Genomic DNA, 23,949 nt, shown 5'->3' with positions numbered 1-23,949 from the left:
GATCCGGACCTGGTGACCGGGGCCGACCTCAGGAGAACAACGCCGGCAGGTCACCGCGCTGCCACGCCAGGAGCACCCGGCCGGCCCGCGTCCCCGGCCCGGCGGGCACGAGCACCCGCACCACGCCGCTCTGGTCGGCGGGCTGCTCGACCAGCGCGCCGGGCAGCGCGGTCGACCACGGCTCGCCACCGGTGGCCGCGCCGGCACCCAGGTTGTCCCGGACGCGCCCGGCGAGGGCCTTCGGGTTCTCGTCGGGCACGCACACCACCTCGGTCGCCTCGCCGGTGGCGGTGGGCGACGCCCGCACGCCCACCGCCACCGGCAGGCCGGTCTTCGGCTTGGCGACCAGCGCCACCGGCACCTCGCCCAGGCAGCGGGCCAGCTCGCCGATCATCGGGTCCGCGGCCAGCGTCCGGTCACCGGGCGCGGTGACCCACCCCAGCGCCTCCCCGCCGGTGGCGTGGACCACCGAGCCCGCCGCCACGCGCACCCGCTGGAACCCGGTCACCACGCCCACCCGCGCCAACGGGCCGTCCGGGGAGACCTCGTCGTCGGCCGCGGTGGTCCAGGTGCCACTCCCGTCGCGCCGCCCGCCGAGGGCGGTGAGCCGCGCCTCCACCGCGGCGACGTCGACCTCCGCCCGCACCACCGCGGCCCACGCCGACCGGCCCACGCGCAGCGCCGACGTGGCCCGCGCCGGGTCGAAGCCGACCACGTCCGCCAACCCGCCGCCCACCGCGGCGAGGGGGGAGTACCCGTAGCCCTCCAGGCCGCGGAAGCGCTCCGGGTCCCGGGCCACGAGCGCGCGCACGGCCGCCACGTCCCCGTACTCGACGAACTCGGCCGCGCCGTCGGCGGCCCGCACCCCCGCCAGCGCGCCGAGCAGGCCGGTCGGCGCCGGCTCCTCGGGCACGTCGGCCCGCGCCGCGCACCCCGCCAGCAGGACCGCCACCAACGCCACACCCCAACGCCAGCTCACCGCTCGGATGGTAGGGCGGCGGCCGGTCCCGCACCCACGGTTTCCCCGCATCGCCCCGACCGGTCGCCGATCCGTCCCGGACCGGTCGCGGATCGGGGGCCGGTCAGTCCGGGATCTCCACCGCGATCTCCTCGCCCAGCCGCGCGCCGTCCAGCAGCTCCAGCTCGTCACCGCTCCAGAACCGCCCCGGGTCGTACCAGTTCGCCCGCCTCCCGGCCGGCAGCAGGCCCATCGCCTCGTAGGTGACGGCCACCACCTCGGCGCAGTAGGCGGTCTCCAGGGTCGAGTCGACCTTCCGCCGCAGGTTCGGCAGGCGACCGCGCAGCCACCGCGACGCCAGCCGGGCCGTGGAGGGGAACGGCGTGCCGTTGAGCCGCGCGACGGTCCTGAGCACGGCGTCGTCCTGCGCCGCGGTCGTCGGCACGTCCAGCTGGCGCAGCCACGCCCGCTGCCCGTACCTGCGCGCCCACACCAGCACCGCCTCGCGCAGGTCGTGCAGCTGCACGCCGCGGTGGTGGGTGCCGGTCCACACGTCGGGCAGCGAACGCCCCAGCTCGGCGTGCCACATCAGCGGCGGCAGGTCCTCGACCGCCACCGTCATGCCCACGTGGTTCACGGGGCTGTTGGTCGTCACCCGGATCGCGCGGTCGGCGACGGAGCTGCCGCGGAACAGCCACACGTCGCCGGTGCGGGTGAGCTCCACCGCCTCGTCCAGACCGATCTTCGTTCCCGCCATCCCGGTAGCCTAGGCAGATGCGGTGGTGGAAGCTCCTCGGCCTGGCCGGTGTCGCGGGTGTCGCGGCGACCGGCGCGGTGATCGCCCGCGCGGAGCGCAAGCGCCGTGCCTACACGCCCGAGGAGATCCGCGAGCGCCTGCACACCCGGCTCGCCGGCACCGCCCCGGAAATCCCCGAGCAGCGACCATCGGGGGGTTGACCGGTCCGGCCCGCGGGTCTGGGCTGGGCCTCATGCGATCCCTGCTCGCGGCGCTGCTGTGCGTGCTCGTCGCCGCACCACCCGCCCTCGCCGACCCGCGCCCGGCCCTCGACCTGGACGCGGCCACGATCCCGCAGCTGGTCCGCCGGATGGACGCGGGCACCCTGACCGCCGTCGACCTGACCCGCGCCTACCTGCGGCGCATCGACACCGTGGACCGGAAGGTCCGGTCGGTGGTCGCGGTGAACCCGGCGGCGTTGCGCGAGGCGGCCGAGAGCGACCGCCGGCGCGCCCGGGGCCAGGCGCGCGGGCTGATGGACGGCATCCCGGTGCTGCTCAAGGACAACATCGACACCCGCACCGGCGCCACCGCCGGCTCCCGGGCGCTGCGCGTCCCGCCGCGCGACGACGCGGAGCTGGTCAAGCGCCTGCGCGCGGCCGGGGCCGTGGTGCTGGGCAAGACCAACCTGTCGGAGTGGGCGAACTTCCGCTCCACGCGCTCCACGTCCGGCTGGTCGGGCGTGGGCGGGCAGACCCACAACCCGCACGTGCTGGACCGCAACCCGTGCGGCTCGTCGTCGGGTTCGGGCGCGGCCGTGGCGGCGTCGCTGGCGCAGGTCGCGGTGGGCACCGAGACCGACGGTTCGATCGTGTGCCCGGCGGGCCAGAACGGCGTCGTGGGCCTCAAGCCGACCCTGGGCAAGGTCAGCGGTGACGGCGTCGTGCCGATCTCGGCCCGGCAGGACACCGCGGGCCCCATGGCCCGGCACGTCGTGGACGCCGCCGTCCTGATGTCGGCCCTGGAGGGTCGCGGCGCCGACTACGCCCGCGAGCTCACCCCCGGCGCGCTGCGCGGTGCCCGCGTCGGCGTGTGGCGCAAGAGCGGGGTCAACGCCGAGGCGGACCGGGTGGTGCGGTCGGCGGTGGACGTGCTGCGGCGGCAGGGCGCGGTGGTCGTCGAGGTCGACCTGCCCCACCAGGACCGGATCGACGCGGCGGAGTTCCCGGCGCTGATCACCGAGTTCAAGCACGACCTGGAGGAGTACCTGAGGACCCGGCCGGGTGTGCCGAAGACCCTGGGCGCGCTGATCGCGTTCAACGAGGCCGACCCGGTCGAGCTGAGCCGCTTCGGCCAGGAGCTGTTCCACCAGGCGCAGGGGGCGCCCCCGATCACCGACCCGACCTACCGCGAGCAGCGCCGCACCGCCACCGAGCTGGCGCGCCGCTCGATCGACGAGGTGCTGGCCGCGCACCGCCTGGACGCGATCATGGCCCCGACCAACGGCCCCGCCTGGAAGACCGACCACGCCACCGGCGACGCCTTCGAGCTGGGCTCCTCCACGCCCGCGGCGGTCTCGGGCTACCCGAACGCCACGGTCCCGGCCGGGTTCGCCGGCCCCCTGCCGATCGGCGTGTCCTTCATGGCGGGCCACGGCGCGGACGCCGAGGTCCTGCGGCTGGCGGCGGCCTTCGAGCGGGCGGCCCCGGCGCGACGGGCCCCGACCTACCTGCCCACGCTGCCGTGACCGCCGGGGTGGTCGTGACCGCCGGAAATTGTCGTACCCCGCCGGCAAGATAAAAGCAGGGGTCCCCTGGCCGGGGACCCCTGCCGGGCGTTCGGCCGGTGGCCTCGCGGGAGACCCCCGGAGGCCGTCCCCCCGCAGGACCACCCCTCCAGGTGCGCCACCCCGACCCCGGTGGGATCTTGTCCCCATGGTCGTAGCAGTGCTGGGAACCGGTCTGATGGGCGCCGGCATGGCGCGCAGCCTCCTGCGCGCCGGGCTGGACGTGGTCGTGTGGAACCGCAGCGCGGACAAGTCCCGGCCGCTCGCCGAGGCCGGGGCGCGGGTGGCCGAGGACCCGGCCGCGGCGGTGGAGGGCGCCGACGTCGTGGTCACGATGCTCTTCGACGCCGACGTGACCGCCGAGGTGATGGCCGTCGCGCTGCCGTCGGCCCGGCGGGGCGCCACCTGGGTGCAGTGCGCGACCGTCGGCCTCGACGGCGGCGAGCGGCTGGCCCGGCTCGCGGCCGGGCACGGCGTCGGCTTCGTGGACGCGCCGGTCCTCGGCACCCGCCAACCGGCCGAGCAGGGCACGCTGACCGTGCTCGCCGCCGCCCCGCCACCGCTGCGTGCCAAGGCCGAACCGGTGTTCGCCGCCATCGCCGCCCGCACCGTGTGGGCGGGCGAGCGGCCCGGTGACGGCCAGCGGCTCAAGCTCGTGGCCAACGCCTGGGTCCTGTCGATCACCGCCGCCACCGCCCAGTCGGTGGCGCTCGCGCGCGGGCTGGGGCTGGACCCGGCGACGTTCCTGAAGACCATCGCGGGTGGCCCGGTGGACAGCGCCTACGCCCAGGCCAAGGGCCGCGCCATGATCGACGGCGACTTCACGCCGTCCTTCGGCGTCGACGGCGCGGCCAAGGACAGCGCGCTGATCGTGGCCGCCATGGGAGCCTCGGGCACCGACGACCGGCTCATGCGCGTCCTGCTCGACCACTACCGCGCCGCCGACGACGGCGAGCCCGCGGACATGGCCGCCGTGGTGCGCGCGTTCGGCGGCTGACCGGGGTGGTGGTGGGAATCGCCGTCGAACCGGGTACCTGCGGGTGAGGGGAGCTGGAGGAGGCGGCGCGGTGGGAACGGGTGGTGTGGTCACGGCGGCCGTGCTGGCGGGCGCCGTCGCGGCGGGAGCGGGCGGGTTGGCCGCGCCCGCGGACCCGGACGAGATCTGGCGCGACTCCGGGCTGCGCGTCGTGGACCGGGCGGAGCGCGCGGACAACGAGTGCGTCCCCCACTCGTTCGGCCAGGTCCAGCAGCTGCTGACGGCCACGCCCTGCGTCGCGCTCGACCGCGCCCTGTTCACCCTCACCGACGACCGGGGCGGCACCATCGTGGTCTCGGTCGCGTGGGTCGAGTTCGGCGACGCCGACGCGGCCCGCGAGTTCAAGCGCGTCGAGGACGTCCACGGCACGGGCGACATCGCCCCGCTGCCCGGCTCGCTGCTGCTGATGCCGGACGTCCCGTTCACCGCCCACCACTACGACTCGGACACCCTCGACGGCACGACCGTCGTGGTGGCCGAGACGGAGACCGTGGCGGGCGGGTTCACCGCCGAGTACCTGGACGACGTGGCCGCGATCGCCGTGCGGACCCCGCGGCCCTGAGGCGACACCGAGCGACCCTGGGGCGACCCCGACGACGAGGAGCCGGCGGCCTGATGCTCCAGCCGCGGTTCGTGATCAGCAGCCGATGGCCCCTCAGACCGGTCCGGGCGCGACGTCGTGCAGGACGAAGGTGGCGAACCCGAGCTCACGCCGCAGGCCGCCGAGCCAGGTGTCACGGTGCTCACGGGCGGCGGTGAGCGCCTGGTTGCGGTCCTCGACGGTCGGGGCCGACCGCACGGCCCAGTCGACGAGCGAGCCGGTCCAGCCGAACTCGTAGTCGTCCCATTCGGTCAGCGTGCTGACATGGCCGAAGGACGGTTCGAGGCCGTGCCGGTGGAAGGCCCGCACCAGGCCGGCGAGGTCGGGGACGGAGTCGGCCGGGAGTCCGAGCGCGGCCAGCGCCGCCTCAGACGGGGGCCCTTCCCAGATCATCTCGCCGATCAGCGCCTGACCGCCGGGGCGCAGGTGCCGCCGGACGGCGACCAGCATGTCCTCCAACCCGCCGAAGGCGTGCCGGGCGCCGACGCAGAGCACCACGTCGAAGAGCCCGTCGTTCCAGGTGGCGGCGTCGGTCTCGATCCACCGCACCCGGTCCGTCAGCCCGCGCTCACCGGTGCGCCGGGCGGCCGAGGCCGGCAGCGCGTGGTCGATCCCGACGCCTGTCGTCGCGGGGTGGTCCAGCAGCACCTGCTGCAACCACTCGCCCTCACCGCAGCCGAGGTCGACCGCGCGGGCGCCGGCAGCGGGGCTCAACCACCCGACCAGCTCGCGCAACCGGTCGGGCGCGACCGGCGCCGCGATGGGATGGCGCAGGTGCGCGATGTCGAAGATCTCCGATCGGTCCACCGGGGTAACGCTAGTGCTCCAGCCGTTGTTCGTGATCCGTGACCGATGGCGGCTGCTTGCCGTCGGTTGCCGATCACGGACAACGGCTGAGTGCTAACCGCAGGAGGCCAGCGCCCGCTCCAGCGCGGCCCGCTCGGCGGAGGTCACGCTCAACCCGTACTCCGCCTTGACCCCCACGTACACCCGGCCGTACTGGCACGCGTACGCCGCGTTCGGCGGCATCCACTCGTCGGGCGTCTGGTCGCCCTTCGACTGGTTGACCCGCCCGGCCACCGCGATCAGGTTGCGCAGGTCGTTGGCCGCCGCCACGCGCCGGTCCTGCGGCCACCCCGCCGCGCCGCTGCGCCACATCTCCGCCAGCGGCACCACGTGGTCGATCTGGATCTTCGACACGCCGGTCGCGGTCTCCCCGGTGTACGGGTCGAGCAGCGTCCCGGACTCGACCCCGCACCGGCCCTCCTTGCGCCGCACGTCGGTCAGGTCGCGGGCCAGCACCTGGCTGCGCTGGTCGCACCCGTCACCGTCGGTGTCGACCCAAGGCCGCCCGAACACGCACCCGGCGCCGTCGTCGCAGTCGCGGGCGTAGCCCTCCATCCGGCCGGGCTCGGCCAGCGGCAGCCCCGCCAGCAGGTTCCGCGCGGTCGGCGCGTCCGGGGTCCCCTGCGGCACCCGGTCCACGGTGGCGCCGCCGCCGGGCGCGACGTCGGGCAGACCGCCCACCGCGTCACACCCGGTCACCGTCAACAGCAGGGCGGCCAGCGCGGCCGCGGTCCGCCGGAACATGGGTCCTCCGCAGGGTCGGGTGAGCCCCCCTTACCCTCGGTCGCGCCGCGGAAAACGCCGCCGGCCCGCGAGTAGCAAGCGGTACCCGCGCTCGGCGGTCACCGCGGCGTCCGAACGGGGTCACCCGACCCGCGTCCCGGTCAGGTGACCGGAACCCGCCTCCACCACGTCCCCGACCCGGTCACGCCTTGAGCAAGTGATACGAAACACCGATGTTTCGCACCCACTCTTTCGGGCTACCCCGGATCGCGCCGTGAGGACGGCGCGATCCACCGGTTGTTCGGGGGTGCGCGATGGACTGGGAGTTCGACGAGAACGCGATCCGTGCTCTGCGGGCATATGCGCTGCGGGTGACCCGTGCGCTGGGGCTCACCGGCGAGTCCTCCTACGTGCAGGAGGACACCGCCTACCTGGCCCTGGACGGCAGGCTGCCGGGCTTCCCCGACCGCGACGTGGCCCTGCTGTGGGACGCGGAGCGGGGCTGGGCGGTCGCGGTGGAGAGCGACAGCTCCGAGCCGCCGTTCGTGCTGGCCAGGTTGCGCGGCCCGGTGCGGCCGGAGCCCGCCGCCGTGGCCCGCTGGGTCGAGGGTCTCGACCTGGTGGTCGACGACGGGATGCTGGCGGCCAGCTGACCGCGGTCGGCAGCCGTCGACCGGGGAGGGCCCAGCAGCCGCCGGTTGAGGAGCGACTCGGCCGCCGCCGGCCGAGCGCACATCCCGGCCGCCGCCGACCGGCGAGCAGCTACACCGGCAACCAGTCACACAGGCGATGCCCGGCTAACCGCCGAGCCGGGCCGCCAGGGCCTCCACCTCCTGCGCCACCACCAGTTCCACCGCCGTGGTGCGCAGCCCGAACGCCTCGTTGACCCGCAGATGGGCTCGTTGTCGGCCTCCGTGACCGTGCTCATGCGCTCCAGGTCCGGGTGCTCGGCCACCAGCCATCACGCCCTTGAGCGCCAACCCGAGCCCGCGACCCCGGTGCGCCGCCAGTACGGCCGTGTCGCCCCGCTGCTCGACGCCCTGCCCGAGCATCTCGGCCTCGGTCGCGCGCACCCGCCCGACCGTCCACTCCGGAGGCCTGAACACCGTCGTGCCGGTCGGCGCGTCGTGGATCGCGGCCCGCGCGGCGGCGTAGGAGGCCACCACGTCATCGGGTGCCGCGCCGGTCCAGCGGACCACCCGGTACCCCGCCGGCAGCTCCTCGGCCCACCGCCCCCGATCGGCCTCCGGGACCACCAGCTCCTGCACCGCGACCGAGCGCACCACCCGGAAACCCAGGCCCCGCGCCCACTCCGCGCCCGCGCTCCCGTCGGCGAGCCGCCAGTCCTCCACCACCGCGCGGCCCTCGGCCCGCAGCTGCGGCACGGTCTCGCGCAGCACCGCCGTGCCCACGCCGCGCCGGCGGTGCTCCGGGTGCACGACCACCGTGGCGATCGCCAGGTGCCCGTTGTCCCCCTCGGGGAAGCGGGCGTAGCCGTGGGCCACGATCCCGTCCCCGTCCCGCGCGATCCAGTGCCCGGCCGGACCCAGCCCGGGGAACGGCTCGCGCAGCCGGTCCACCTCGTCCCCGCAGGACGGCGCGGGCCGCCCCGGCTCGTCCACCAGGTGCGCCGCCCGCGTCACCCGGTAATGGCCCGCCAGGTCCGCCTCGTCCGCCCCGCGCGGGTCGAACCCCACCACGTCGATCACCGTCGTCCCCGGTTCCCCCGAAACCGCCACCGTACGCCGGCCGACCACCCCGGTCGCGCGATTTTCCGCGCCCCACAACGAAAAAGGGGTCGTAGGCTGCTGCCTACGACCCCGTCGGTGGGTATGCGCCGGGCTTCACCCGCCCGCCGGCCGGAGCTCGCGGCCGGAAGCGGTCAGGTGCTCCCAGGTCCGCCCGCGCTGGCTGGGCGGCGCCGCGCCGTCCGCCGTGCAGGTCGGGTACACCAGGCCGAAAGGAGTGGGTTGGTAGAACTCGTCTCCGCTGCGGACGTCGATCAGGTCTCCCACGTGTGCCATCACGACCTCCTGGACAGGGTGGTTGAGGTGCCCATCGTCGCGCTCCTCGGTCGAACCGGGCGGGGGAGACTCGGATACCCTTTCGACAGGGCAAATATGCTCGTTACGCTGCTGCAACAGAGTGAAAGCGTCATTAACTCCGGGAAATTCGGCTGCTCCGTCCGGGTGGTGGGCGCTACCCTCGTCCACCCCCGACCCGACAGGAGTGACCGGTGTCGTTCACCGAGGCCGAACTCGCCTACCTCCGCGCCCGCCCCCTCGCCCGGCTCGCCACCGTCGCCGACGGCGGCCAGCCCGACGTGGTGCCCGTCGCCTGCGAGTTCGACGGCGCCTACTTCTGGGTCGGCGGACCGGGCGGGTCGTTCCCGCGCACCCGGAAGTACCGGAACGTGGCGGCGGGCCACGACAAGGTCGCGCTCGTCTTCGACGACATGGTCTCCGCCCACCCGCTCATCGCCCGCGGCGTCCGCGTCTACGGCCGCGCCGAGCAGCCCTTCGACCGCGTCGGCATGATCGGCCCCGGCACCTACGTCCGGATCACGCCCGTCACGTCCTGGAGCTGGAACATGGCGGGCGAACCGGCGGGCGACGCCTGGTACCCGACCCGCAGGGCCGAGCACGCCGCACCCTGAAGCCTCACGCCGCCGGCCGCAGCAGCGTGATCCGGCTCGCGCCCAGCTCCGTCACGTACAGGAACCCGGTGGTCGGGCTCTGCGCGAGGTCCAGCGGCTGGTTGAACCCGGTCATCCCGGTGGCGCCGGTGGTCCGGTTCGACAGCGCGCCGCTCGCGGCCACGTCGAAGAACTGGATGTCCTGCCCGGACGAGTAGCGCACCACCAGCAGCCTCCCGTCCAGCCGGCCGCCGAACGCACCGCCCCGGTACTCCAGCGCCCCGTTCGCCGAGGCGTGCAGCCCCGCGTCGTAGGTGCCCGCCAGGTCGAAGTTGCGGTCCGGCTGCGTTCCCACCGGGTAGGCGTTCACCTGGAACGGGTCCGCCGCGGACGTCGGGTTGCCGCCCGCGAGCACCCACTCGCAGCGCACCGGGGCCGGGTGGCCGTAGTACCTGCCGGGCTTCACGTCGAACACGTAGTCGGTCTCGGCCTGCGCGTTGTTCGGCACCGCCGGCACCGCGGGCGCGGTGTAGGGCCCGTCCGCCCGCGACGCGCACGACGCGGGCAGCGGCGACGGCGTGGCGGGCGCGTTGCCGCCGGCAGCCGAGCCGTTCGTGGGCACGTACAGGTGGCCGTTGCGGTGCCACGCCAGGTCGTAGGCGTTGCGGACGCCCGTGGCGTGGATCGTCAACGGCGCGTCGGCCGCGTAGGGGTCGTAGGAGCCACCGGCCTCGGTGCGCACGTTCACCGGCAGCGCCGCCGGCAGCCGCGACGGGTGCAGCTTCAGCACCGCCGCGCTCAGCAGGTGCTCGGACCGGTTGCCCCACGTCGGGTCCGCCGCGCCCATGGCGTTCATCGAGCCCTGCGTCAGGTACAGCGCGCCGTCCGGCCCGAACGCCAGCGAGTTCGTCTCGTGGTCCTTGACCGACCGCGGCAGGTCGGTGACGACCTCGGTGTAGGTGGCCAGGTCCGGTCCGCTCAACCGGGCCACCTTGCCCGACCAGTCGGGCGCGTTGGACGTGCCGCCGAAGTTGTCGGTCACCCACAGCACCGGCGCGGACGGCGTCGACGCCGGGTCGAACGCCAGCCCGATCACGGTCCGGTTCGGCGCGCCCGGCAACCCCGCCGCGACCGCGTGCTCCCGCACGGTGTCGATCACCGTCGCGGTGCCCAGCGTCCCGTCGGCGTTGACCGGGTAGCGCCTGACCTGCCCGGTGAACGTCGCCGCGTACAGCCTGCCGTCCGGCCCGAACGCCACGCTGGTGAACGGCGCGCCGCCGGCCACCCCGAAGACCTGCTCGAACGCGACCGGCCCGGCGCTCGCCGGGGTGCCGGTGGTGAACACCGAGGAGAACGGCTGGAACGCGGTGCCCGCCACGTCCCGCACCCCGTCGGTCACCTCGAACCGGTAGGCCGTCGAGGCGGCCAGCGGCGCGAGCGGCGACACGTTGACCACGTCGCCGCCCCCGCTGGTGATCACGTTCGCGGGCACCGCGGTCCCGTCCGACACCCGGGTCAGCCGCACCGTGGCGGAGGACAGCGTCGCCGGGTCCACCGCGCCCGCCGGCAACCGCAGGTCCGCCACCACGCTGGAGGTCGGCGGCACCCCGGTGGCCAGGTTCGCCGGCGTCGCCGCGCGCACCGACGGCGAGCCGTCCGGCAGCCCGTCCACGTCGACGTGGTTCACCTTCGTGTTGGCGCCGCCGCGCGGCGACAGCGTCAGCCGCCCGTCGGTCACCACGACCACCCGCGTCGCCGACGCGTGCTTCACCGCCGAGGTCGGCTTGAACGCCGCCACCGCGTTCTGGTCCTCGACGTTGAGCCAGTGCGCGCTGTCCACGGCGGTGCCCGCGTCGCCGACCGACACCGTCACGCGGTAGGAACCGGCGGGCACGGCGATCTCCCAGCTGCCCGGCGTGGCCACCCCCGGCGACGACGGGGGCAGCTGGGCGTGCACCAGGGTCGCCAACCGCACGTCGCCGCCGCCACCGCGGTTGCGCCCGTTGCCGACCAGCGACAGCGGCGTGGTCGTGCCCGGCGCCACCCAGCCGTAGGTCTGGCCGTTGCCCCGCGGCCCGTACGCCTCGCCGAAGTCCCGCGCGTACCCCGCGGGCGGGGTGGTCGCCTGGTCGGAGAAGTTGACCCGGGCGGTGAAGACCGCGGCGTGGGCCACCCCCACCGCCTGGGCGCCGAGCACCACCAGTGCCACCAGAAGCGCGCGCATACGGCCTCCCTCGACGACGGGAGCCCAGCGTCGCAAAGCCCCGGACCGCGGCGACCGCCGAAGGGCGGCCCACCCCTGCGGACTGCCGAACCGCCGGCACGTCCCACCGAACGGCCTGTTGTCACCCCGTGAGCGACCGCTTACGGTCGGTTGACCGAATCGCCCCGTGGAGGTCCGTCGTGTCGAGGAAGCTCTGGGCCGCCGTCACCGGCGCCCTCGTCCTGGCCGGCGGTGCGCTGGTCACCGTCCCCCTCACCGCGGGCGCGGTCGACGACCGGCCGACCGCCGTCGTCTCGCTCGGCGACAGCGCCATGTCCGGCGAGGGCGCCGGCTCCTACGAGGACGGCACCGAGGGCGAGAACGGCAACTGGTGCCACCGCTCGACCGTCGCCATGGTGCACCGCACGCGGCTGGCCGACCGGACGGTCAACCTGGCCTGCTCGGGCGCCGACTCTGCGAACGTCTCGCTGGCCGACACCGTGCACTACACCGAGGGCTCGCAGGCCCGGCGGCTGATCGACATCGCCCGCCAGTACCGGGTGACCACCGTCGTGGTCCAGGTCGGCGCGAACGACGACCCGCGCTTCGCCGACACCATGGTCGACTGCGTGGTCGCGTGGGCCAACCCGTTCGGCCCCGCCTGCCGCACCGAGCTCGAACGCGAGTGGCCCGGCCGGCTCGCCGCGATGGCGCCGAAGGTGGAGACCGCGCTGCGCGACGTCCGCGCCGCCATGAGCACCGCGGGCTACGCCAACGGCCAGTACGACCTGGTCCTCACCTCCTACGCCTCCCCGGTGACGGAGCGGATGGACCGCATCCTGCACGGCCCGCAGGGCTGCCCGCTGCGGCTGGCCGACGCCGGCTACGGCCGCACCGTGGCCGTGCCGCAGCTCAGCGAGGCGCTGCGCGGCGCGGCCTCCCGCGCCGGCGTGAAGTTCCTGGACTTCTCCCGGGCCACGGAGAACCGCGAGGGGTGCAGCAAGGGCGCCACCACCAGCGGCGAGTGGCAGCGCAGGCTCACCGTCGACCCGTACGCCCTGATCAACGGCGGGCTCGACGCCATCGGCCTGCACCTGGCGCAGCAGTCGTTCCACCCCAACGCCGCCGCGCACGAGCAGCTGGGCAACTGCATCACCGAGTTCGTCACCAGCGGCGCGGGCAGCGCGCGCTGCCTGGAGGGCGCGGACGGCAGGCTGCACGCCGTGCAGTAGGCCGGGCAACCTCCCCACCCCCACGGGCGTCATACCGGTAGGTTGGCGCGACCGGACAGGGGATCGGCTTTGGGGGGACCGGTGTTGGACAACGCCTTCGTCCGCGCGTGCGGGCTGGCCGCGGTGGCGCTCGCCGCGGCCGCGTGCACCTCGACCGGACCCGAGCCGCTCGACCCGGACCTGGCCCCGCGCGGCACCGTGCGGACCACGGCCGAGCCGACCCGGCAGGACCTGACGAACAAGGTGAGCCTGACCGGCACGGTCACCATGAACCCGGTGTTCGGCATCGCCTCGCCGGTCGCGGGCCAGGTGCGCTACCTCGTCGTCCCGGAGACCACCGGCACGCCGACCAGGCCGACCCGCTTCGCCACGGTGTGGGACCAGGGCAGGCCCAACAACGTGGACGTGCCCGCCGGCGCGACGTTCGGCGGGCGCCTGGTCGACGACCGCGCCACCGTCACCGCGGGCATGCCCATCGCGTCGGCCAGGCACGCCGGCTACGGCATCGTCGCCGACATCGACGGCGAGCAGGCGTACCGGATCGCCGACGCCGCGCGGGGCACCGTGCAGGCGCAGATCAAGAACGGCCCCGGCCCGTTCGCCTGCGCGCTCCTGGGCACCATCGCCGCGCTGCCGCCCGGCACCGTCCCCGCCCCGCCGCCGCGCGACGTCCCGGACCCCGCCGACGTCCCGCCGCCGCCGGACGACGCCCCGCCCGCCTCCTCCTCGGAACCCACGGGCCTGCGCCTGGTCTGCACCGCGCCCGCCGACGTGCGGCTGATCAACGGCGCCACCGCCACCCTCGAACTGGTCACCGCGACCGCGCTGGACGCGCTCGTCGTGCCGATCGAGGCGGTCGCCGGCGGCCAGGGCCGGGGCAAGGTCGACGTGGTGGGCCCCGACGGCGCCAAGCAGACCCGGGACGTCGAACTCGGCCTCACCGACGGCCGGGTGGTCGAGATCAGGTCGGGCCTCGCCGGCGACGAGACCCTGGCCGTGCCCGGACCCGACCTCCCCCCGGCGGCCGACCGGTGACCGCGCTGCTCACCCTCGACGGCATCACCAAGACCCTCAAGGGCCAGGAGGAGCCGCGCACCATCCTGGCCGGCGTGGACCTCACCGTGCACGTCGGCGACAGCGTCGCCATCCTCGGCCGCTCGGGATCGGGCAAGAGCACCCTGCTCAGCCTCATCGGCCTGTTCGACCGCCCGGACGGCGGCCGGTACCTGCTGGGGGAGCAGGACATCACCCGCCTGCCCGAACGCCGGGCCGCCGCGCTGCGCAGCGCCGAGTTCGGCTTCGTGTTCCAGCGCTTCTTCCTGCTCAAGCACCTCACCGCCGCGCAGAACGTGGCCATGGCCCTGGTCAACGGCCAGGGCTGGCTGCCCCGCCGCAAGCGCCGGGCGAAGGTGCTGGCCGCGCTCGACCGCGTCGGCATCGCGCACCTGGCCGCGCACAAGCCGCCCCGGCTCTCCGGCGGCGAGCAGCAGCGCGTGGCCATCGCCCGCGCCCTCGTCCGGGAACCGCGCGTCGTCCTGGCCGACGAGCCCACCGGCGCCCTGGACACCGAGACCGGCAACCTCGTGGTGGAGGTGCTGCGCCAGACCACCGAGCGGGGCTGCGCCCTGGTGCTGGTCACCCACGACCGGGACCACGCGGCCAAGATGGACCGGACCCTCCGGCTGACCGGGGGCGTGCTGACGTGATCGGGTTCTCCGGCCGGCTCCGGTCGTCCCTCGTCATCGGCGGCCAGGGCATCAGGGCCCGCAAGCTGCGCACGTTCCTGTCCATGATCAGCCTGTTCATGGGCGTGCTGGCGGTGGTGGCGGTGCAGGCGGGTTCGGTGATCGCCAACCGGGCCGTGCTGGAGGACGTGGAGCTCCAGCAGGGCAGGGACGGCACGCGCCAGGTGTACCTGTCGCCGGAGGGGCGGACCGTCCCGGTGGCCCTCGAAGTCCTGCGCGGCCGCACCGACGCGGTGGCCGTGACCACGACCCGCGCGATCATCGGCGAACCGGGCGTGAAGCCCGTCAACGAGGGCGGCGGCCCCGTCGACGAACCCGCCTACGGCCCCGCGATGACCTGTGACGCCACCGGTTGCCGCCCCCTGGACGACGGGAACGCCGACGTGCCGCCGGGGCAGGCCGTCGAGCTGGAGCTGGTCGGGCTGACGGGTGACATCCGCGCCTTCCGCCCCTTCCGGCCCACCGGGGGCCGGTGGCTGGACTTCACCGGCGACCCGTCCCTGTCGCCGGGGCTGGTCCTCAACGAGCACGCGGCCAGGGCGTTCACCCGCCACCGGGTCCCGGCGGAGATGCGCCTGGACGGCGCCACCCACAACCCCACCCCGCGGTTCGTCGGCGTGGTGGACGACGGCGGCTACCGCCCCACCGCCTACGTCCGCGCCGACGAGCTGCTCAACTGGCTCCCGGTGTCCGGCCTGGGGGACCCCCGGCGGGGTGCGGGCCTCCAGGTCCTCATCTCCCCGGCGGGCGCGGAGGTCGAGCACACCCTCAGGGCCAGGCTCCTCGCGTCCGGCACCCGGGAGGAGGCCATCTCCGCCACCACGGTGCAGACCCTGGAGCGCATGTCCACCCAGCTGTCGCTGATGCGCTGGATCTTCCTGGGCCTGGCCGCGCTGGTGCTGCTGATCGGCGTCGCGGGCATCCTCAACGTGGGCCTGGCGACGGTGGGGGAGCGGGTGGAGGAGTTCGCGCTCCGCCGGGCCGTGGGCACACCCCGCCTGCTCCTGGCGGGCATAGTCCTGGCGGAGACCCTCCTGACGGGCCTGCTGACCGCCGCGCTGGCCATCGGCGCCGCCGCCCTGGCGCTCCGGGTGGCGGGCACCCTGTTCGGCTCCCGCTTCCCGGCGCTGGCGGAGGTGGGGTTCCCGTGGCAGGCGGGCGTGGCGGGCGTCATCGCGGGCCTGGTGGCCGGTGTCCTCGGCGGCCTGGTCCCCGCCCTGCGCGCGGCCAGGATCCCGATCGCCACCGTCATGCGGGCCTGAACCACCGCTTTTCCCACCGCGTTCGCGGGAACATTGCCGCTGTGCGCGATTCCCGATAAGCTCGCGCCCGTGACTGCCGGGTCGGCCTTGAGCCAAGCACGAGAGAGTTCCCCGGCCTCGGCGTGACCGCCGGGCGGGCCCGAGGTCCGCCGCGCCACCGGGTTTCCGCGCACTTCGCCACGTGACGTCCCCCGCTGCCGCCTCGCCGCGGCGGCCATCGGCGCACGTCCGCGCGACGCACCCACCTCCAGGGCGTTCACCGGCGCACCCGCGCGCACGACCGCCCCGGCGCGGCCTGTCGCGCCGACACCCGCGCGAACCGTTCCCGTTCGCCTGAGGCATTTCGCGACTTCAACCACAAAGCGCTGCCCGAACACGGCCGAACAATGCCGTGGTGGCACCGCCATGCCCAAAAACGGGCCATTTCCGAGCAGAGGAGCACGACGCATGGATTTCAACCGGCAGGTGATCGAGGAGTTCCGCGCCAACAACGGCCGCGTGGGCGGCCCGTTCGAGGGCGGCAGGCTCGTCCTGCTGACCACCACGGGCGCCCGGACGGGCGACCGCCACACCACCCCCGTCGGCTACCTGCCGGACGGGGACCGCATCCTGGTCATCGCCTCGGCCGGCGGCTCCCCGCGCCACCCCGCCTGGTTCCACAACCTCAGGGCGAACCCGGTCGTCCAGGTCGAGGACGGGGTCTTCACCTACGACGCCAAGGCGGTCGTCCTCGCCGGGGCCGAGCGGGACGCGGTGTGGGCCCGCGCGGTGGAGGCCGATCCCGGCTGGGCCGAGTACCAGGCCAAGACCACCCGGCAGATCCCCGTGGTGGCCCTGGAACAGGTCGCCGGCGGTCCGCCCAACGCGTCCAGCTGGGGCGCGGCGCTGAAGCTGGTCCACGACGCCTTCCGCCGTGAACTCCGGACGATCCGGAGCGAGGTGGCCGCCTCCGGCACCACCCTCGGCGCCCAGCTCAAGGTCAACTGCCTGACCGCGTGCCAGGGCCTGAGCTTCCACCACACCGCCGAGGACACCGGCACGTTCCCGGGGCTGGAGACCAGGTTCCCGGAACTCGGCCCCACCCTGGACCGCCTGCGCGGGGAGCACGAGCACATCGCCGGCCTGCTGGCCGAGCTCCGGCGGACCCTGGACCGCGACGACCCGGTCACCCTCCGCGCCGACGTCGACCGGCTGATCACCGACCTCGAAGCGCACCTGACCTACGAGGAGGAGCAGCTGATCCCGTTCCTCGACGCCTGACGACGTCCGCACCCGCTCCGCCGGTGGCGCGCGAACGGTGAACTCGGGGGTCCTGGACGTACGACTCGCCCGGTCTGGGCGTACGACTCGCGGGTCAGGAGCGGGTGCGGCCCACGTAGAGGTTGCGGGCGCGGTAGAGGGTGTCGGAGGTGGGGCCGGAGCCTCCCGACGACCCCTCCATCTGGAGGTTGATGACGACCCACAGGGGTTTGCCGACGAAGGCGGCGCCCCGGTGCTGCCCCACCCAGGTGCCGTCCAGGTAGTAGTGGATGTCCACGTCGGTGGGGCTCACCTTCGCGATCCACGCCCGGTACTCGTGCCAGGAACCGGGGTTCGACACCGGGCGGATGGTGTTCGACCAGCCCCCGCTCGCGTTCCGGTAGGTGTTGAACCAGTTCCGCGCGTCACCCTTGTACTCCAGGATGTCGCTCTCCGGCGGCCACGAGTTCACCCCGGTCAGCCAGAACGCGGGCCAGGTGCCGCGCGCCGACGGCGCCTGGAACTCGCCCCGGACCTCCCAGTTCGGGAACTGGTCGGAGACCAGCACGTGCTGCTTGGCGTGGACCGCGCCCGAGTGGTACCGGATCGGCAGGTGCGGGTCGGCCGAGCTGGTGCCCTCGTCCCAGGTGATGCGCGTGGCCTTGAGCACCAGCGTGGACCCCTCCAGGTACACGTGGTTGTGGTCCGACGCACTGGCGTACATGCGCGCCGACCCGTTGTGGTCCGATCCCCACGGGTAGCGGTAGTTCCAGACCGATTCGAACGTGCCGTAGTTCGCGAACGAGCCGCTGATGACCGTTTCCCAGGCGGCCGCCCCGGTCCGGGCGGAGGCGACGGGCCCGAGCCCGAGCCCCAGGCCGGCCCCGCTGCCCACCAGGAAACCGCGTCGACTGAGTGCCACGACGATGTGCCTTCCCTCGACGACGTTGACGAGGCGGCGTTCCCCGAACGTAGGACCGACCCGGGCCCGCGTCAACGGCCGGCGGGCTCAGTGGTGGCGGATCCCGGCGGACAGCGTCCGCGCCCAGGGCGCGTCCACCTCGTCCGCCGCGGACGCCACCACCAGGTGGCACAACATGCCCCTGGCGAAGAACTCCTGCACCCGCGCCTCGTCCGCCCCGGACACGCCCCGCACGTACTCGGTCGCGCGGGCGTACCCGCGCTGCACCACCTCGCGCACGGCCGGCTCGGACAGCGCCGCGCACTGGGCGTGCATCTGGACCGACAGCAGCGGCCGCTCCTCGGCGATCAGCCGCGCGTAGGCTTCGCCCATCGCGGAGAGGACCGCCTCGGGCGTGCTGCCCCCGGTCCCGGCCACCCCGTCGGCCAGGCTCTCCCGGATCCGCGCGAAGCAGTGCTCGACCACCGCGACGAACAGGGTCTCCTTGTCCGGGAACAGCCGGTAGACGTAAGCCTGCGAGATCCCGGCGGACTTGGCGACCTCACCGGTGGTCGTGCCGTAGTAGCCGCGTGCCGCGAACGCGCCGAGCGCGGTCCGCAGCACGGTGTCGCGGCGTTCATCGGCGGTGGAGAGTCGACGTTCACGCGTGGGTTCCGGCACAGGTGTAATCAACCACTCACACATTCCGCTGTCAACCGGGGGCGGTGTCGGGGTTGATGCCGGGGCGAGAGCGGTAACCGGGGTCGGTGTCGGGCTTGGAGGCGAAACCGGGCTCGGTGCCGGTGCGGAGGGCTAGGGTCCCCGGCATGTCGCGTGGCTCGGTGGTCGCGGTCCTGGTGGTCCTGCTGGCGGGGGGTTCCAGCTGCGGCGCGCCCGAGGCGGGCACCCCGCTGCCCCCGTTGGCCTCGTTGCCCGACCCCACCACCGGACCGCGCACCACCACTCCTCCTCCCGGCCCGACCACCGCCACGACGACCACCGCCACGACCACCACGGAACCCCCGCCCGCCCGGCCCTCCCCGACCAGGGCGGGCAACCCGGCCGGCGGCGTGCCCGTGCCGGCGGGGGCCGCCGCCGTCGACACCTCCTCGCCGACCACGGTGATCGGCGCCGGCACGCCCGTGGGCTGCACCTCGCAGGCCGTGGTCGCGGCGGTCGCGGCCGGCGGCGTGATCACGTTCGACTGCGGCCCGGACCCGGTGACCATCGCGATGACCGAGACCGCGAAGGTGCGCAACGACTCCGGCCGCGAGACCGTCCTCGACGGCGGGGGACTGGTGACGCTCAGCGGCGGCGGCCGGCGGCGCATCCTCTACCAGAACACCTGCGACCGGGCCCAGGGCATCACCACCTCGCACTGCCAGGACCAGGACCACCCCCGGCTGACCGTGCAGAACCTCACCCTCGTCGACGGCGACTCGACCGGCGACGACACCGAGGGCGGTGGCGGTGGCGCGGTGTTCGTGCGCGGCGGGCGGGTCAAGGTCGTCAACTCCACGTTCCTGCGCACAGGTGCGACGAGCACGGTCCCGACCTCGGCGGCGGCGCGCTGCGGGTGCTCGGTCAGCACCGGGGCGGGCCGGTCTTCGTGGTCGACAGCACCTTCGACGGCGGCACCTGCGCCAACGGCGGGGCGCTGAGCAGCATCGGCGTGTCCTGGGTGGTGCTGAACAGCGTGCTGCGCGGCAACTCCGCGGTGGGGCGCGGCGCGAACCCCGCGCGGGCCGGCACCCCGGGCGGCGGCAGCGGCGGCGCGATCCACGCCGACGGCAACGCGTTCGACCTCCGCATCGCCGGGAGCGTGGTGGAGGACAACCGGGCCAACGAGGGCGGCGGCGCGGTGTTCTTCGTCAGCAACGACCGCACGGGCACGATGAGCGTCGAGGGCTCCACCCTGCGCCGCAACCCCAGCGCGGGCTTCGAGACGCCGGGCTACCGGGGGATCTTCTTCCTCGGCGCGGCGAACCCGGTGGTGCGCGGCTCGACCATCCGGTAGCGCCGCGCGCCCGACGCCGACGCGATCCCCGATCACGCCGAACCATCGACGACGCCATCCCCGCCAACACCATCCCCGCCAACACCATCCCCGCCAACACCAACACCGCCAACACCACCGCCGACACCGCCGACGCCGAACGGCCGATCACGCCGAACCGCCGGTGGGACCGAACGGGCGATGACACCGAACGGTCCCGCACTTCCTCCAGCGGGTGGCGCAGGCCGCCGCGGAACGGGCTTCACCACGCGCCCCACCCGTGCCAGGGTCGAGGCATGTCGACTGCTGTGGTGCTGGGTGCGAGCATGGGCGGCCTGCTGGCCGCGCGGGCGTTGGCCGGACTGCACGACGAGGTGGTGGTGCTCGACCGGGACGCGCTCCCGCCGGGCCCGGACCACCGGCGCGGGGTGCCGCAGGGCAGGCACTTCCACACCCTCCTGCCACGTGGCGTCCAGGCCGTCGACGCCATGTTCCCCGGCCTCTCCGAACGGCTCGTCGAGGAGGGCTCGCCGCGCGCGGACTTCGCGGGCGCCCACCTCGTGCTGGGCGGCCACGAGTTCGCCCGCGCGGACGTCGGAGTGCCGGCCGTGCAGGTGCCCAGGCCGGTGCTGGAGCGCGCCGTCCGCGAACGCGTGGCCGACCTGCCCGGCGTGGAGGTCCGGACCGGGTGCGAGGCGGTCGGGCTGGTGTCCGAGCGGGGGCGGGTCACCGGGGCGCGGGTCGTGCGCGACGGGGTGGAGCGGGTGCTGGCCGCCGACCTCGTGGTGGACGCCACGGGCCGCGGCGGTCGGGCGGCGACGTGGTTGGGGGCGCTCGGCCACCCCACGCCGGTCGAGGAGCGGATCGAGGTGGACGCCGCCTACGTCAGCCGGCTGGTCCGGCTGACCGAGCCGTTCCCGGACCACCTGGTGCTGGTCGGCCCGGCGCCCGCGAGGCCGACCGGGTTCGCGCTGGCCAAGCACGGCGGCGACCGGTGGATGCTCACCGCGGTCGGCGTCGGCGGCGTCCACCCGCCCGTCGACGAGCGGGGCCACCTGGAGTTCGTGCGCCGCGCCGCGCCGCCCTCGGTGTTCCGGGCGATCGAGTCCGCGTCCCCGCTGACCGAACCGCTGCTGCACCGCTTCCCGACCAGCCTGCGCCGGCGCTACGAGCGGTTGCGCGAGTTCCCGCCGGGGCTGCTGGTGTTCGGCGACGCGCTGTGCAGCTTCAACCCGATCTACGGCCAGGGCATGACGGTCGCCGCGCTGGAGGCCGAGGCGCTGCGCCGCTGCCTGCGCGCGGGCGAGGGCGACCTGGCGGGCCGGTTCTTCCGCGCGGCGGCCCGCATCGTCGACCCGGTGTGGCTGCTCAACGCGCTCGGCGACCTGGCGCTGCCGCAGGTGGCCGGCCACCGGTCGCCGTCCACCCGGCTGCTCAACCGGTACGTCGCCCGGGTGCAGCGCGCGGCGGCCCACGACCCCCGGGTGGCGCGGATGTTCATCCGGGTCACCGGCCTGCTCGACCCGCCGACGGCCCTGTTCCGGCCGGACGTGGCGGCGCGGGTCGCGGTGGGCCGTTCCCGCCGGGCCTGACCGCGCGACCGGTGCGGCGTGCCGCGCCCGCCGGTCGGGCGCCGGTGCCCGACCGGCGTGGCCGCACCCGGTGTCCGTGCCGCTCCGGGCCGGCGTGGCGCTGCGGTTCGGCGTGGCGCTGCGGTTCGGCGTGACCGGCTCCGTGCCCGGCGATCACCTGCCCGGGGTGGTCGCCGCGCACGATCGTGCAAGGCGGCCGCCGTCGCCGGTGCCCGTGGTCGGCCGCACATCAGGGGGACAGGTGTCGCTGCTCGCCGGATGAGGCGAAGGTGAGCACTGTTCGACAACTCTGGGTCATCGCAGAATGCACTCGTTCGGATTAGGGAAGTAATCCCTTCGGGGGTAGATAGCCGCATTCCGGCGGGGCAGAACGGCCTGGTCGGGTGGTATGGTCTACCCAGGTCACCTGTGGGTTTGTTGTTCGACCGCGCAAGGATGAATCGCCTTGTATCGAGTGTGAATTCATGACTACGGTGCGATACGTGGAATTCGCAGATCTGTGGAATGCCTCTCGGGACTCGCGGGGGCCGGGATGAGCATCTACCTCATAGGTCTGCTGTGGGTCGGCGGCGCGGCCCTCACCACCGCGGTGCTGACCTACCTGATCCGCCGGTACGGCGACGCCGAGACCCGGGACGCCAACAGCGAGGCGTCCAACCAGGTCTTCACGATCGTGGCGGGCCTGCACGCCGTGCTGGTGGCGTTCGTCCTCATCGCCCTGTTCGACGCGGTGGCCGACGCCGAGGCGGCCTCCTACCAGGAGGCGGACGGCCTGGTCGCCGCCACCTGGGCGGGCGAGGCGATCTCCCCGGCCGTCGGCGAGGAGGTCAGGGCGCTGTCGCGCGCCTACGCCACCACGGTCATCAACGACGAGTGGCCCGCGATGCGCGAGGGCCGGGAGTCCTCCGACACGGGCTGGGACCAGCTGGACCGGCTGCGCCGCGTGGTGGCCGAGGCGCCCGCCGAGGACACGTGGCAGATCGACCGCAAGACCGAGGCCGCCACGAAGCTGTGGGACGTCTACGAGGCCCGCCAGTCGCGGCTCGACGCGGCCGGTGGCGGCGTCACCGCGGTCATCTGGTTCGTGCTGGCCATCGGCACCGTGCTGGCGGTGTTCCTGCCGCTGCTGTTCGGCGGCGGCCCGAAGCTGCGCACGCACATCATCGTCACCGCCACCCTGGCCGCGACCCTGACCCTGCTGCTGTACGCCACCTACCAGCTCCAGAACCCGTTCGCCGGGGGCGCGGACGTCACGCCCGAGGCGTTCCAGGCGGCCGTCGCGCGGTTCGGATGATCGAGCTCCTGGCGCAGGCGACGTGCACCGTCCTCCAGGTGGAGGCCGGGCACGGGCCCTCGGCGGTGTTCCGGCTGGACTTCCCGACCGGGGCCGCCACGCAGCTGGGCACGCTCGACCGGCGGCTCAACGCGATCGGCTACTCGCACGCCCAGGACCTCGTGTACGGGGTGGACGACGACGGCCGGGTGGTCTCCCTCGACCGCTCGGGCCGGCTCGTCGGCGCCCCCTCCAAGCCCGTGTACCTGCTGCGGCACGCGGACGCCGGCGCGGTGGTGGGCGAGCGGCTGGTGGTGCGGGTCGGCCCGTGGCTGTACTCGGTCGACATCAACCGCAACGGACCGGGGTTCGGGCGCATCACGCGCGAGGCGTCGCTGTGGCCCGCCCACGGCCTGACCGTGGACGACTTCGACCTCAACGCCGCCGACGGCCTGCTGTACGGCGTGGCCACGCGGGGGCACGGCCGCCCCGAGGTGGTGAAGATCGACCCGAACACCGGCCGGGTGACCACGGTGCGCGGCGTCGGCCGCCTGCCCGCGGGCAGCGCGTACGGCGCGGTGACCCTGAGCCCGGACGGCTCGCTGTACGCCACCAACAACCGCCACGACGGCCGCAGCACGCTCTACCGGATCGCCCTGGACGGCTCGGGCCTGGTCACGGAGATCTCCTCCCGGCCGTCGCGGCACACCACCGACGCGTCCAGCTGCCTGTACACGCCGCCGCCCTCGATCGACCCGCCGGACCCGCCGGACCCACCCGACCCACCGGACCCGCCCGACCCGCCGTCGCCCACCACGACGACCCGACCGCCGCTCGTGCCGCCGCCCCCGCCCCCGCCCGGACCGCCGCCGACGACGACGAACCCGGCGGTCGTGCCCCCGCCCGCCCCCCGGCCGACCCCACCCGGGCCGACCCCGTCGTCACCGGCCCCGCCCTCGCCCGCCCCGCCGGCGCCCGACATCGAGCTGCCGGACCGGCAGGGCGGCGCGGAGGTCGTGGCCGACGACACCGTGCGCGACCAGCGGCGCTGGGGCCTCGTGGCGCTGCTGCTGATCGTGGGCATGGGCGCGGTCGCGGGGCAGTCGGCGATGCGCCGCCGCTAGCCCGCAGCGCACCCGGCGTCCTCCGAAGGTAGGACGCCGGCGGGTACGGTCGAGGGACGCC

At 74.7% G+C, this 23,949-nt stretch carries 26 protein-coding genes; 17 read left to right on the top strand and 9 right to left on the bottom strand.

All coding sequences use genetic code 11. The features are described 5' to 3' along the window. Positions 1-28: 28 nt before the first annotated feature. Positions 29-979 carry a hypothetical protein gene (locus tag Q5530_RS21465; protein WP_415364538.1) on the bottom strand — a complete coding sequence of 317 codons (951 nt, stop codon included), beginning with the start codon at positions 977-979 and terminating at the stop codon, positions 29-31. Positions 980-1,082: 103 nt separating this feature from the next. Next, positions 1,083-1,715, bottom strand: a complete 633-nt coding sequence (locus Q5530_RS21460; RefSeq protein WP_380636977.1) for a hypothetical protein — start codon at positions 1,713-1,715, stop codon at positions 1,083-1,085. 17 nt (positions 1,716-1,732) lie between these two features. Between Q5530_RS21460 and Q5530_RS21455 the strand changes: the two genes are divergently transcribed. The 4 genes from Q5530_RS21455 to Q5530_RS21440 all read left to right on the top strand — a co-directional run bounded on the left by Q5530_RS21455 (position 1,733) and on the right by Q5530_RS21440 (position 5,078). After that, positions 1,733-1,915 carry a hypothetical protein gene (locus Q5530_RS21455; RefSeq protein ID WP_415364537.1) on the top strand — a complete coding sequence of 61 codons (183 nt, stop codon included), beginning with the start codon at positions 1,733-1,735 and terminating at the stop codon, positions 1,913-1,915. 32 nt (positions 1,916-1,947) lie between these two features. Further along, a complete protein-coding gene (locus Q5530_RS21450) occupies positions 1,948-3,441 on the top strand; it encodes an amidase (protein WP_415364536.1) in 1,494 nt (497 codons plus the stop codon). A 187-nt stretch (positions 3,442-3,628) separates the two neighbouring features. Next, positions 3,629-4,477, top strand: coding sequence for an NAD(P)-dependent oxidoreductase (locus Q5530_RS21445; protein ID WP_415364535.1), 849 nt, complete (start codon positions 3,629-3,631; stop codon positions 4,475-4,477). Between the two features lie 70 nt (positions 4,478-4,547). Further along, complete coding sequence (locus tag Q5530_RS21440) at positions 4,548-5,078, top strand: hypothetical protein (RefSeq protein ID WP_415364534.1); 531 nt, start codon at positions 4,548-4,550, stop codon at positions 5,076-5,078. 93 nt (positions 5,079-5,171) lie between these two features. On the opposite strand, the gene Q5530_RS21435 is transcribed toward Q5530_RS21440, so the two are convergent. Both Q5530_RS21435 and Q5530_RS21430 read right to left on the bottom strand, forming a co-directional pair. Then, positions 5,172-5,924 carry a class I SAM-dependent methyltransferase gene (locus Q5530_RS21435; protein ID WP_415364533.1) on the bottom strand — a complete coding sequence of 251 codons (753 nt, stop codon included), beginning with the start codon at positions 5,922-5,924 and terminating at the stop codon, positions 5,172-5,174. A gap of 93 nt (positions 5,925-6,017) precedes the next feature. Then, positions 6,018-6,707 carry an HNH endonuclease family protein gene (locus tag Q5530_RS21430; protein WP_415364531.1) on the bottom strand — a complete coding sequence of 230 codons (690 nt, stop codon included), beginning with the start codon at positions 6,705-6,707 and terminating at the stop codon, positions 6,018-6,020. Between the two features lie 293 nt (positions 6,708-7,000). On the opposite strand from Q5530_RS21430, the gene Q5530_RS21425 reads away from it, so the two are divergent. Then, positions 7,001-7,339 (top strand): DUF6292 family protein, encoded by a 339-nt coding sequence (locus tag Q5530_RS21425; protein ID WP_344035831.1) that lies wholly within the window; start codon positions 7,001-7,003, stop codon positions 7,337-7,339. A 144-nt stretch (positions 7,340-7,483) separates the two neighbouring features. Here Q5530_RS21425 and Q5530_RS21420 read toward each other — a convergent pair whose 3' ends face one another. Further along, on the bottom strand, positions 7,484-8,395 hold the full coding sequence (locus tag Q5530_RS21420; RefSeq protein ID WP_415364530.1) for a GNAT family N-acetyltransferase: 912 nt from the start codon (positions 8,393-8,395) through the stop codon (positions 7,484-7,486). Positions 8,396-8,530: 135 nt separating this feature from the next. Continuing rightward, complete coding sequence (locus tag Q5530_RS21415; RefSeq protein ID WP_415364528.1) at positions 8,531-8,710, bottom strand: hypothetical protein; 180 nt, start codon at positions 8,708-8,710, stop codon at positions 8,531-8,533. 212 nt (positions 8,711-8,922) lie between these two features. Here Q5530_RS21415 and Q5530_RS21410 point away from each other — a divergent pair, with 212 nt between their 5' ends. After that, positions 8,923-9,342, top strand: a complete 420-nt coding sequence (locus Q5530_RS21410) for a PPOX class F420-dependent oxidoreductase (protein WP_415364527.1) — start codon at positions 8,923-8,925, stop codon at positions 9,340-9,342. Positions 9,343-9,346: 4 nt separating this feature from the next. On the opposite strand, the gene Q5530_RS21405 is transcribed toward Q5530_RS21410, so the two are convergent. Further along, complete coding sequence (locus Q5530_RS21405; RefSeq protein ID WP_415364526.1) at positions 9,347-11,545, bottom strand: Ig-like domain-containing protein; 2,199 nt, start codon at positions 11,543-11,545, stop codon at positions 9,347-9,349. A gap of 179 nt (positions 11,546-11,724) precedes the next feature. Between Q5530_RS21405 and Q5530_RS21400 the strand changes: the two genes are divergently transcribed. The 5 genes from Q5530_RS21400 (at position 11,725) to Q5530_RS21380 (ending at position 17,023) form a co-directional block, all read left to right on the top strand. Continuing rightward, on the top strand, positions 11,725-12,756 hold the full coding sequence (locus tag Q5530_RS21400; protein ID WP_415364524.1) for a GDSL-type esterase/lipase family protein: 1,032 nt from the start codon (positions 11,725-11,727) through the stop codon (positions 12,754-12,756). 84 nt (positions 12,757-12,840) lie between these two features. Then, positions 12,841-13,791: an efflux RND transporter periplasmic adaptor subunit gene (locus Q5530_RS21395; protein WP_415364523.1), complete on the top strand. Its 951-nt coding sequence runs from the start codon at positions 12,841-12,843 to the stop codon at positions 13,789-13,791. Next, positions 13,788-14,462, top strand: coding sequence for an ABC transporter ATP-binding protein (locus Q5530_RS21390; protein WP_415364522.1), 675 nt, complete (start codon positions 13,788-13,790; stop codon positions 14,460-14,462). Before Q5530_RS21395 ends, Q5530_RS21390 begins: the two co-directional genes overlap by 4 nt. Further along, positions 14,459-15,763: an ABC transporter permease gene (locus Q5530_RS21385; protein ID WP_415364520.1), complete on the top strand. Its 1,305-nt coding sequence runs from the start codon at positions 14,459-14,461 to the stop codon at positions 15,761-15,763. Before Q5530_RS21390 ends, Q5530_RS21385 begins: the two co-directional genes overlap by 4 nt. A 447-nt stretch (positions 15,764-16,210) precedes the next feature. Then, the gene (locus Q5530_RS21380) at positions 16,211-17,023 is read left to right on the top strand and encodes a nitroreductase/quinone reductase family protein (RefSeq protein WP_415364519.1); all 813 of its coding nucleotides are present in this window, start codon (positions 16,211-16,213) and stop codon (positions 17,021-17,023) included. A gap of 94 nt (positions 17,024-17,117) precedes the next feature. On the opposite strand, the gene Q5530_RS21375 is transcribed toward Q5530_RS21380, so the two are convergent. Both Q5530_RS21375 and Q5530_RS21370 read right to left on the bottom strand, forming a co-directional pair. Further along, positions 17,118-17,924: a family 16 glycosylhydrolase gene (locus Q5530_RS21375; protein WP_415364518.1), complete on the bottom strand. Its 807-nt coding sequence runs from the start codon at positions 17,922-17,924 to the stop codon at positions 17,118-17,120. A gap of 87 nt (positions 17,925-18,011) precedes the next feature. After that, positions 18,012-18,584: a TetR/AcrR family transcriptional regulator gene (locus Q5530_RS21370; protein WP_415364516.1), complete on the bottom strand. Its 573-nt coding sequence runs from the start codon at positions 18,582-18,584 to the stop codon at positions 18,012-18,014. Positions 18,585-18,730: 146 nt separating this feature from the next. Between Q5530_RS21370 and Q5530_RS21365 the strand changes: the two genes are divergently transcribed. The 6 genes from Q5530_RS21365 to Q5530_RS21340 all read left to right on the top strand — a co-directional run bounded on the left by Q5530_RS21365 (position 18,731) and on the right by Q5530_RS21340 (position 23,888). Continuing rightward, positions 18,731-19,564, top strand: a complete 834-nt coding sequence (locus tag Q5530_RS21365) for a hypothetical protein (protein WP_415364515.1) — start codon at positions 18,731-18,733, stop codon at positions 19,562-19,564. Next, positions 19,513-19,920 carry a hypothetical protein gene (locus tag Q5530_RS21360; RefSeq protein ID WP_415364514.1) on the top strand — a complete coding sequence of 136 codons (408 nt, stop codon included), beginning with the start codon at positions 19,513-19,515 and terminating at the stop codon, positions 19,918-19,920. Before Q5530_RS21365 ends, Q5530_RS21360 begins: the two co-directional genes overlap by 52 nt. A 275-nt stretch (positions 19,921-20,195) precedes the next feature. Then, complete coding sequence (locus tag Q5530_RS21355) at positions 20,196-21,491, top strand: NAD(P)/FAD-dependent oxidoreductase (protein WP_415364512.1); 1,296 nt, start codon at positions 20,196-20,198, stop codon at positions 21,489-21,491. 76 nt (positions 21,492-21,567) lie between these two features. Further along, positions 21,568-21,753, top strand: a complete 186-nt coding sequence (locus Q5530_RS21350; protein WP_415364511.1) for a hypothetical protein — start codon at positions 21,568-21,570, stop codon at positions 21,751-21,753. 270 nt (positions 21,754-22,023) lie between these two features. Further along, on the top strand, positions 22,024-22,785 hold the full coding sequence (locus Q5530_RS21345; protein WP_415364509.1) for a hypothetical protein: 762 nt from the start codon (positions 22,024-22,026) through the stop codon (positions 22,783-22,785). After that, complete coding sequence (locus tag Q5530_RS21340; protein WP_415364508.1) at positions 22,782-23,888, top strand: DUF6923 family protein; 1,107 nt, start codon at positions 22,782-22,784, stop codon at positions 23,886-23,888. Before Q5530_RS21345 ends, Q5530_RS21340 begins: the two co-directional genes overlap by 4 nt. The last annotated feature ends 61 nt before the right edge of the window (positions 23,889-23,949 follow it).

Source organism: Saccharothrix sp. BKS2 (assembly GCF_047689505.1).
Classification (GTDB): Bacteria; Actinomycetota; Actinomycetes; order Mycobacteriales; family Pseudonocardiaceae; genus Actinosynnema; species Actinosynnema lopnurensis.
Note: the sequence above shows the minus strand (reverse complement) of the source record. Positions and strands in the feature narration are given on the sequence as shown.

Coding starts and splice junctions, on each gene's coding strand:
- Q5530_RS21405 (WP_415364526.1), bottom strand. CDS start 11,545: ATGCGCGCGCTTCTGGTGGCACTGGTGGTGCTCGGCGCCCAGGCGGTG.
- Q5530_RS21445 (WP_415364535.1), top strand. CDS start 3,629: ATGGTCGTAGCAGTGCTGGGAACCGGTCTGATGGGCGCCGGCATGGCG.
- Q5530_RS21450 (WP_415364536.1), top strand. CDS start 1,948: ATGCGATCCCTGCTCGCGGCGCTGCTGTGCGTGCTCGTCGCCGCACCA.
- Q5530_RS21460 (WP_380636977.1), bottom strand. CDS start 1,715: ATGGCGGGAACGAAGATCGGTCTGGACGAGGCGGTGGAGCTCACCCGC.
- Q5530_RS21340 (WP_415364508.1), top strand. CDS start 22,782: ATGATCGAGCTCCTGGCGCAGGCGACGTGCACCGTCCTCCAGGTGGAG.
- Q5530_RS21425 (WP_344035831.1), top strand. CDS start 7,001: ATGGACTGGGAGTTCGACGAGAACGCGATCCGTGCTCTGCGGGCATAT.
- Q5530_RS21415 (WP_415364528.1), bottom strand. CDS start 8,710: ATGGCACACGTGGGAGACCTGATCGACGTCCGCAGCGGAGACGAGTTC.
- Q5530_RS21380 (WP_415364519.1), top strand. CDS start 16,211: ATGGATTTCAACCGGCAGGTGATCGAGGAGTTCCGCGCCAACAACGGC.
- Q5530_RS21365 (WP_415364515.1), top strand. CDS start 18,731: ATGTCGCGTGGCTCGGTGGTCGCGGTCCTGGTGGTCCTGCTGGCGGGG.
- Q5530_RS21355 (WP_415364512.1), top strand. CDS start 20,196: ATGTCGACTGCTGTGGTGCTGGGTGCGAGCATGGGCGGCCTGCTGGCC.
- Q5530_RS21430 (WP_415364531.1), bottom strand. CDS start 6,707: ATGTTCCGGCGGACCGCGGCCGCGCTGGCCGCCCTGCTGTTGACGGTG.
- Q5530_RS21455 (WP_415364537.1), top strand. CDS start 1,733: ATGCGGTGGTGGAAGCTCCTCGGCCTGGCCGGTGTCGCGGGTGTCGCG.
- Q5530_RS21345 (WP_415364509.1), top strand. CDS start 22,024: ATGAGCATCTACCTCATAGGTCTGCTGTGGGTCGGCGGCGCGGCCCTC.